This is a genomic window from Ruegeria sp. CDSB117 (assembly GCF_059611005.1).
Genome location: NZ_JBXWOS010000056.1, coordinates 1 through 6,503 on the forward strand (window position 1 = coordinate 1; position 6,503 = coordinate 6,503).

The following is a 6,503-nucleotide window of genomic DNA, read 5'->3' on the forward strand; positions in this document are numbered from 1 at the left end:
CGAAGGTCTTCCTGTCAGCCATCGCACTCGCGGCCACCGTTCTATTCTGGTTGTAAATCAATGAGTCTGGAGCCTAACAATCCTAGGGCGCTGTTATGCTTTCTCGTCCAAAACCAAAATCCGTGCAGTGGGATCAGATTGATCCGGATCTGCCCAAACCACCTAAGCCAAAAAACCGGAGCGACAAACGCTCGTCTGGCAAGTTACCAAAATTGTTCACCGGGCACCTTGCCGCAGGGCTTGCTACCTTTGTTCTATTGCCCTTCACCTCGGCTCTAGCAAGGACGGTCACGAAAGACCTCTCTCCAATTGTGGATATGTTACTAGTCCTGCTCTCTGCATTTGTTGTTTTTGCTTTCACAGCCGCAATAGTTTTGAAAGGGTCAACACTGCGGGCTGTCTTCGGGCGAGGATTGGCCTCTCTCGGTACAGCGCTCATCATTTCACCCGTGGGGTTCTCGGTCCTGTTCGCATTGTACCTGCAAGACTGGGTATCGATCGTAGCGGGCACATCTATCGAGCAGGCAGGAAGAACAGCGATATCCCTATTTGGTGGTGTTTTCATTGCAAATGCCCTCGCAGGGGGATTGGCGTTTGGTTGTTTATCTCTGTTACTTGGGATTAGGCTAATGCAAAATCGCCCAAAACCACTTGTTTCGCCTTAGACGAGTGAACTTCCGCTTTGGGCTCACAGCGGTCGTTCGATAGTCAACAATGAGGAGCGCCTTTGTCCGCCGTGTCGGGCAAAGGCGACTTTCGCGGCAGCCTTGCAACGCTCTGCTTAGCGGTCGCGCGTTTCAATGTTAGACGGACACGAATGTTAATTGAGTTTCACCACTCTTCTCTTACGCCAGACTGTTGCGAAGTCTTTCTGCAAACAATTCCGCAAACTGTTTTGTCGCAGCTGATCGGAACTGCGTGGGGGGGTAGACGGCATAGATACCTCCTGTTGGAAGCGCCCAGTCCGGTACAAGCCGGATCAGTCCACCGTTTTCGATTTCTCTCTTAGCGAAAAAATCTGGCAGAATGGAAATCCCGGCCCCTTCGGTTGCCATTGCCTTGATCGCTGGTGTTACGTCTGCTCGCAGCGCGGGGTTCATTTGAACGTTACAGGTTTCACCGGTAGCTTTACTAAATTTCCAATTCAGTGAGTTTGGTAAGGCTCTGTGTTCGACGAACGGAAACGCTGCCAATCGTTCCGGATGTTCTGGTCGCCCAAGTTGCTCAACCAAGTCAGGCGACGCCACTACGATTTGCTGAAAGTCGGCCAACTTGCGCGCGACGTTGGCGGAATCGGCAAGCCAGCCTACCCGATATGCAATGTCAAATCGTGCCTCGACCGGGTCGAACCGCGTATCGCTTAGCGTCAAATCAATCGTGACAGCCGGATAGGCGATGCGAAACTCGGCCACGACCGGTGAAACGTATGTTACGCCCATATCGAGAGGGGCGGTGATGCGCAGGTTTCCAGTCGGTTCAGCGCGCCCTTGCTTTACCATTTCATAAGCTTCTTCGGCCTGCGCCACTGATGCACGCGCGGCCTCATAGAAGGATTGTCCGGTTTCCGTGAGATTTAGATGGCGAGAGTTACGCACAACAAGAGTTGCACCAAGCTCTTCCTCCAGCAATTGAAGCTGCTTGCTGACAACCGCCTTGCTAATACGCATTCGTTCAGCGGCCGCAGTAATCGTTCCCTCTTCCGCGATGGCAACAAAGTACTCCAGACGATTTAAGTTCGATTTTTTCATCATTCGTCACTTTTTAACTGACATTGTGTCTGCAGATATTGTCTTTAGTCAACAATGGCGGCGCACTACTTGTGGTTTACCAAAACGGAGACTGCAATGACGCGCTTCACCTACATCTACGATACCTATTGCGGCTGGTGCTATGGCGCGGCACCGGTGATCAACGCGCTGGTTGAGAGTGGTGCTGATGTCACCGTTATGCATCGCCATTTGTTCCAGGGCGCAAACGCATACCGAATGGGCGATGGCTTCGCTCGAATGGCTTTGCAATACGACCGACGCATTGAACAGCTGACCGGCCAAGTGTTCAGTGACACTTATGTTCAAGACATTCTGGGAAACCCGGATGAGTTGCTGGATTCCAGCCTGACCGCATACGCCGCAGCTTTGGTTCATGATCAAGGCGCCATGGCGGAGATGAAGCTGGCACATGTTTTGCAACAGGCACGTTATGTCGACGGTATTTCCGCTGGTAACAGCGAAGCGGTTCGTAGTGCTCTGATTGAATTCGGCGTGAACCGTCCGCCGGACGATGGCAGAAGCCTCGCCCGGCAGATCAGTACGGACGCTGCAAAATTGCAATCACGGTTCGGGTCGCAAGGTGTCCCGACTTTGGTGATGCAAACCGACGGCGGAGCAACCCAAGTCGACGTCTCAACCTACTACCACTTTCCTGAAGAGATCGCGGCATTGGCCGCATAAATGCAAGGAGCATCCCTATGAAGACGATCCTCACTTCTACTGCAGCCATGCTGCTGTCCACCGCAGCCTTTGCGGCTGATCTCACCATCACGGCCTTCAGCCCGAATGAAGGCAGCCTGTTCCCGGTCTCATCGAACCTGATCGAAGGCCCGAATGAGGTGATCCTGGTGGACGCCCAGTTCGAAAAGGACGATGCCCAGCAACTGGTTGATATGATCAAGGCGACGGGTAAATCCCTGACGACCGTCTTTATCAGCCACAAGGATCCTGACTTCTATTTCGGGTTGGATACGATCCGCGCAGCTTACCCGGATGTCAAAATTGTCGCGACACCTGAGACCGTCAAAGGCATCGAGAAAACCATCCAGCTCAAATACGATTTCTGGAGCCCGATCTTGGACGCGAACGCCCCATCCGAATTGATTGTGCCTGAGGTTCTGGAAGGCGACAGCCTGACGGTCGATGGTGAAACCGTGCAGGTGATCGGCCTCGATGGACACGATCCGGTTCATACATTCCTGTGGGTGCCTTCGGAAAAAACCGTGCTGGGCGGCGTTGTCCTTTATGAAAACGTGCATGTCTGGATGGCCGACAACCAAACCCCGGAAAGCCGTGACAGCTGGCGTGCAACGTTGGACCAGATTCTGGAACTGAACCCCAAGCGGATTGTTCCGGGCCACGTGATCGGCGACAGCGCAGAAAACGCAAGCATCGTTGATTTCACAAAGGAATATGTCGCCGCGTTTGAGGCAGCCGCGGACAAGGCGGAAGGTTCGGCAGAATTGATCGCCGCGATGCAGGCGGCCTATCCCGACTTTGAGAACGTGAGCGATCTGGAACTAAGCGCCCAGGTTATCGAGGGCGAGCGTTCCTGGCCGTAAGTCTAAACCGGCATCAGAGGCCGTCCAATTCGGTTTCTGTATTTCAAATTGGGCGCTGGCCCATCAAATCCGGCGCCCAATCACCAACAGTACAAAATTCAGTTTGCCGTGAACCACACTGCATTCGCTGTAAGGAAGAGAAGCAATTTTATGTCTTGTAAGTTCGCGAATACCAAGATCACGCAATGCAGCACCATTGGTGCTGTCCTGTTTGCATTCGTTTCGGCGACAACATTTGCCGTCAACGCTCAGGAGCAAAACATGACCCCTTTGGAAATTGTCAAAAGCACCTATGAAGGCGAAACCTCCGAAGAAAACGGTCGCAGCCTTCAGGCGCATCTGGCTCCTGACGCCAAATGGACCGAGGCAGCGAGTTTTCCCTATGCGGGTACTTACACCGGTTTTGACGAGATCGCGAAAAACGTGTTTGCGCGGTTGGCTTCAGAATGGACCGACTATCGGTTTGACCCTGAAAATTATGTAGCCGATGACCAACGCGTCGTCGCCTACGGCACCTACTACGGGACGTATAATGCAACCGGTAAGGCATTTTCGGCGCGCGTTGCACATGTCTGGCAGGTCGAAGACGGCAAAATCGTAAAATTCGAACAGTTCGTGGACAGCGCGCCTGTAAAGGGAGCGATGGAATAGGTCACTCCATTTCATCTGAATAACGGTTTCACTCAACATCGGTCGCCGGGCCCAAAACCGTGCCGCCGATCAAATCTCGGGAATGAAGAAAATGATAGCAGTTCTGAACAAGCAATCCCCGCGGGTTCTCAGCATTCTGCGGATCATGACAGGCCTTTTGTTTATGGCGCATGGAACCCAGATAATACTGAACTTCCCTGCGCCGCCAGAGTGGGAGGTCGCGACATTCTCGATGTCATGGTTTGCTGGAATGATGGAGCTTTTCGGCGGTGGCTTGATTGTTCTGGGCCTTTTTACGCGTCCGGTCGCGTTCCTTCTGTCCGGTTTGATGGCCAGCGCCTACTTTATAGCCCACGCCCCGCAGAACTTTTATCCGATCCTGAATGCCGGCGATGCCGCAATTTTGTACTGCTTCATCTTCCTGTACTTTGTATTTTCCGGCCCAGGTCGCTGGAGCCTTGATGCAAAGATGGGCCGCGAATAGCTGAGGAGGAATTGGATGACTCATTCAAAATCGCGCCGAAAAATTCTTGCTGGAATAACTTCTGCTACGGGAAGTTTACTCCTGTCCCGGACTGCGTTGGCGGCTGAGTTGACACCGCGCGCTGCAGAAGGGCCGTTTTATCCGACCAGATCGATGCGCGTGAACGATACCGACAATGACTTGGTGAAGATCGCAGGGCTTGTTCGCGAAGCAGGCGGAGAAATCATCACGCTCAAAGGTCAAATTACCGGTCGCAATGGCATCCCGATAGCGGGTGCGCGCATCGAAATTTGGCAATGTGACGTGAATGGAAAGTACTTGCACCCCGGCGATGATCGTCCAGTGCCTTACGATCACGGTTTTCAGGGTTTTGGTCACGATATCACGGATGGCGCTGGCAATTATGCGTTCCGCACAATCAGGCCAACCAAGTATCCGGGGCGAACACCCCATATCCATGTGAAAGTCTTCGATGGAAGCCGAGAGCTTCTGACCACACAATTCTACATTGATGGTGATCCAGACAATGCGAAAGACGGGCTCTATCGCAGGATGTCGAAGGCGGAAGCCCGGGCAGTATCCATGGCATACACCGATGGGCCGAAAGGCACAGAAACTATCGTAAACATTGTTGTCTGACGGTCTCGGTCGGATCAGGAAAGGAACAGATTATGAATAATGCATTGATCGCCGCAGCCATAGCAATCCTGACCCCAGCCATTGCCACAGCACAATCCGCAGATGCCTTCACCCATGTTGGAGGCAATGTCTATTACTTCCAGAACGGCAGCTACAATTCGCTTGTTGTCGCCACCGACGAAGGGACCCTTGTTGTCGATCCGAACGGCCGTACGGCACAGCAGCTGCAAGACAATCTTACCGCACTAACGGACCAACCTGTAACGCATCTGATCTTCTCGCATTCGCATGGCGATCACGCCTCGGGCGGTGATGTCTATGGCGACGATGTTCAGGCCATCGCGCATTCGAATGCTCCGGCAACATTGGGGGGCGTTAGTCTCGACGTCCAGTTTGATCAGGAGCATAGCTTGCAGCTGGGCGAGAACACGATCGAACTGACCTATCTTGGGCCAGGAGACGAAGAGGACATGATCGCAACGGTCGTGCGCCCTGAAAATGTTGTTTTTCTAGTCGATGTCGCTGCACCCGAACGCATGTTCTACACCAGCTTGGGTGGTGACAATGTTGAGGGTTGGTATCAGCAGATACTCACCGCCGAAGCGCTCGATTTCGATATCTTCGTGCCGGGCCACGGTCGCGTAGGCAATCATGACGACCTAACAAACGTTCGGCTCTATATGGAAGAACTGCGCGCAGATGTTTTGCAAGGGCTGCAAGCTGGCAAATCGACGAACCAACTGGTCGAAGAACTTACCTACACCGGACGAAGCCATTGGCAGCAATACGAATCCTGGCGGCCGAGTAATGTGCGCGGCATGGCTCAGCATTTGATCAACAGCGGAGCAGTTGAGTAAGGAAAATCTTGCTGGTTTTGAGTTTGTAGCACAGGCGCTTGGTTTTACCGTCAACATAGATGCAAGTCTCGGGCCACCCCGGTTCTGGCACACCCACAAACGCGAAGCCAGCAGCGGACTATTCGCTTGCATCTATGCGCAAAGTTCTCATCTCTGGGCCTACCCGACTGTAGGCAGCCAATAAGCACGCAGACCATTACTGAGCGATGTACTCTGCCATGAAACGCGAGGGCGCGATTAGCTAACGCCTCCCCCTGCCCTCTCAACTTCGCTCAGATGCTGGAACCAACTGCTCCAAAGCTGAGGATCACGTCCGTGAAGGATCGTTTGAACCTGTGACCAGACCGTTCCATCCGCGTTCTGCGGAACTGCGGGTTTGGCTTTAAAACGGGACAATGTTGGTCGCGACCTCCGGCTCCTCAGTCATTCGTGCCCGAAAATCACGGCCGATCAACGGCCAGGCCTTAGGCTCCAGACTCATTGATTTACAACCAGAATAGAACGGTGGCCGCGAGTGCGATGGCTGACAGGAAGACCTTCG

General features: G+C 53.3%; 8 protein-coding genes. 7 read left to right on the plus strand and 1 reads right to left on the minus strand.

The window, feature by feature from the left end:
* Positions 1–95 precede the first annotated feature (95 nt).
* On the plus strand, positions 96–665 hold the full coding sequence (locus AC2FJC_RS23520) for a hypothetical protein (protein WP_496742112.1): 570 nt from the start codon (positions 96–98) through the stop codon (positions 663–665).
* A 180-nt stretch (positions 666–845) separates the two neighbouring features.
* Here the strand turns inward: AC2FJC_RS23520 and AC2FJC_RS23525 are convergent, their stop codons facing one another.
* Entirely contained in the window at positions 846–1,748 is a 903-nt protein-coding gene (locus AC2FJC_RS23525; protein WP_496742114.1) for a LysR family transcriptional regulator, read from the minus strand.
* Between the two features lie 96 nt (positions 1,749–1,844).
* Here AC2FJC_RS23525 and AC2FJC_RS23530 point away from each other — a divergent pair, with 96 nt between their 5' ends.
* From AC2FJC_RS23530 to AC2FJC_RS23555, 6 genes are all read left to right on the plus strand, one after another.
* Positions 1,845–2,450 (plus strand): DsbA family protein, encoded by a 606-nt coding sequence (locus AC2FJC_RS23530; RefSeq protein WP_496742116.1) that lies wholly within the window; start codon positions 1,845–1,847, stop codon positions 2,448–2,450.
* Between the two features lie 17 nt (positions 2,451–2,467).
* Positions 2,468–3,331 carry an MBL fold metallo-hydrolase gene (locus tag AC2FJC_RS23535; protein WP_496742118.1) on the plus strand — a complete coding sequence of 288 codons (864 nt, stop codon included), beginning with the start codon at positions 2,468–2,470 and terminating at the stop codon, positions 3,329–3,331.
* Between the two features lie 261 nt (positions 3,332–3,592).
* A complete protein-coding gene (locus AC2FJC_RS23540) occupies positions 3,593–3,982 on the plus strand; it encodes a nuclear transport factor 2 family protein (RefSeq protein WP_496742120.1) in 390 nt (129 codons plus the stop codon).
* 91 nt (positions 3,983–4,073) lie between these two features.
* Positions 4,074–4,466: a DoxX family protein gene (locus tag AC2FJC_RS23545; RefSeq protein ID WP_496742122.1), complete on the plus strand. Its 393-nt coding sequence runs from the start codon at positions 4,074–4,076 to the stop codon at positions 4,464–4,466.
* Between the two features lie 15 nt (positions 4,467–4,481).
* A complete protein-coding gene (locus AC2FJC_RS23550) occupies positions 4,482–5,105 on the plus strand; it encodes a dioxygenase family protein (RefSeq protein WP_496742124.1) in 624 nt (207 codons plus the stop codon).
* 32 nt (positions 5,106–5,137) lie between these two features.
* Positions 5,138–5,962 carry an MBL fold metallo-hydrolase gene (locus AC2FJC_RS23555; protein ID WP_496742126.1) on the plus strand — a complete coding sequence of 275 codons (825 nt, stop codon included), beginning with the start codon at positions 5,138–5,140 and terminating at the stop codon, positions 5,960–5,962.
* Positions 5,963–6,503 lie beyond the last annotated feature (541 nt).